Raw genomic sequence first — 2017 nt, 5'->3', positions numbered from 1 at the left:
GGCCCTCGGCCGTGGCCGGGCCTCGTTCCTCGACGCTCATGCGACCCGCGTCACCTCGACGCTGACGAACAGCTCGGAGGCGCCCGGGCCGGCGTAGACGCCGCGCAACGGCGGCACGTCGCTGTAGTCGCGGCCGCGGCCGACGAGCACGTGGAGCTCGCCGACCTCGGCCAGGTTCGTGGGGTCGTAGCCTCGCCACTCCCCCGCGAACCACTCGACCCACGCGTGCGACTCGCCGATCACGGTCTCGCCGACGGCGGCGCCGGCATCCGGATGCAGGTACCCCGACACGTACCGCGCGGGAATGCCGACCGACCGCAGCGCGCCGAGCGCGACGTGCGCGATGTCCTGGCAGACGCCCTTGCGCTCGTCCCACGCCTCGGCGGCGGTCGAGTGCACCCCGGTGACGCCGCGCATGTACTCCATCGAGGAGCCGACGGCGCGGCAGATCTCAAGCGCCGTCTCGCCGACGGGCGCCCCCTCTGCGGCGATGTCGGCAGCGAGCGCGGCGACCTCGTCGGGCGGCACGGTGGACGCCGACGTGGTGGACGCCTCGACGAGGCCGACCGTCGACGTGGACGCCGCCCGCAGCTCGTCCCACTCGAGCTCGCTGCCGGGCACGGGCGACGGGCGCACCTCCACGAGGCTCGTCGCCGTCACCGAGAGCTCGCGGTGCGGCGTGAGCACCTCGAAGGTCGACACCCGCGTGCCCCAGTAGTCGAGGTAGGAGTGCTGCGTCGCGCCGGGCCGGATGTCGAGTCCGGCCTGCAGCACGAACTGCTCGCCGCCCGAGTGGGGCAGCATGCGCGCCTCGTTGTACGACGCCGTGGCGGGCTCCTCGTAGGAGAACCCCGTGCGGTGCACGATGCGGATGCGGCTCACGAGACCTCCCCGATCCAGACCGGCGCGACGCTCGCCGGGAAGTAGCGCTGCCGGATGGCCTCGCTCGCCGAGGACGTGACGGCCTGCACGTGCTCCATGTGCCCCGACAGGTCGGTGAGGATGTCGGCGATCGGGCGGTACTCGAGCTCGGAGCGGATCTGCCCGAGCAGCCGCCGCGACGGGTCCGTGACGCCGACGCGTCCCGCCCGCGGGTCGATCTCGCGCAGCGACTCCTCGGCGCGGATGACGCTCGAGATGATCGACCGCGGGAACAGCCGGTCGAGCAGCAGGAACTCCGCCGCCGACTGGCTCGACGGCACGCCGCGGTAGCTCCGCAGGTAGGCCTCGTAGCCGCCGCAGCTTCGCAGGATCGTCGTCCAGCTCGGCCCGCTCGCCTCGGTGAGCGATCGCGTCGCGAGCAGCCGCGCCGTCATGTCCGCGCGCTCGATCGCCCGGCCGAGCGAGAAGAAGTGCCACGCCTCGTCGCGGCTCGTCGCCGAGTCCACGACGCCGATGGCGAGCGCCGAGCGGTCGCGCACCCAACGGAAGAACTCGTGCGTCTTGTCGGAGGCGACGCGTCGCGGCATCCGTGCGTTCGTCTGGTTCAGGGCCTCCCACAGCTCGGTCGAGACGATCTCGCGGGCGCGGCGGGCGTTCTCGCGGGCCGAAGCGATCGAGTGCGCGATCGACGCCGGGTGCGTGCGGTCGACCGCGAGCAGCATGATGACGTCGTCGCGGCCGAGCGCCACGGCGGGGTCGGCCTCGCTGCCCATGACCGACAGCAGCGAGCGGCAGGCCGTGTCCTCGTCGATCCAGGGGTCCTCGAGCAGCAGTTGCAGGTGCACGTCGAGGATGCGTGCGGTGCCGTCGCTGCGCTCGATGTATCGGCCGATCCAGAACAGCGACTCGGCGATGCGGCTCAGCATGGGCATGACCGGGCTCCTCCGTCGGGCAGCGGATGCCGCGGCATCCGTCTCGCCTGCTGTTGCTGTTGCTGCTGCTGGCGGATCGGGGCGTCCTCGTCCTGGGGTGACGCGGTGGGCGGATGCCGCGTGGGCTCGCTCCCGGCCGACCCCGTGGCCCCCGCTGCGGGAGGCGCGGGTGCACCGGCGGGCGCGGCCTGGTCGGCCACGAG

The 2017-nt window shown here is 73.1% G+C and carries 2 protein-coding genes and 1 pseudogene; all 3 read right to left on the bottom strand.

Translation table 11 applies throughout. The features are described from left to right. Nucleotides 1-36 precede the first annotated feature (36 nt). Nucleotides 37-882 (bottom strand): transglutaminase family protein, encoded by an 846-nt coding sequence (locus tag AC1DY2_RS19105; RefSeq protein ID WP_476763845.1) that lies wholly within the window; start codon nucleotides 880-882, stop codon nucleotides 37-39. Then, a complete protein-coding gene (locus tag AC1DY2_RS19100; protein ID WP_476763846.1) occupies nucleotides 879-1808 on the bottom strand; it encodes an alpha-E domain-containing protein in 930 nt (309 codons plus the stop codon). Before AC1DY2_RS19100 ends, AC1DY2_RS19105 begins: the two co-directional genes overlap by 4 nt. Continuing rightward, nucleotides 1802-2017, bottom strand: a pseudogene (locus AC1DY2_RS19095) (hypothetical protein); the annotation flags it as partial. The pseudogene AC1DY2_RS19095 and the gene AC1DY2_RS19100, both read right to left, overlap by 7 nt.

It is taken from the genome of Agromyces sp. P1_H4 (genome assembly GCF_056405255.1).
Note: the sequence above shows the minus strand (reverse complement) of the source record. Positions and strands in the feature narration are given on the sequence as shown.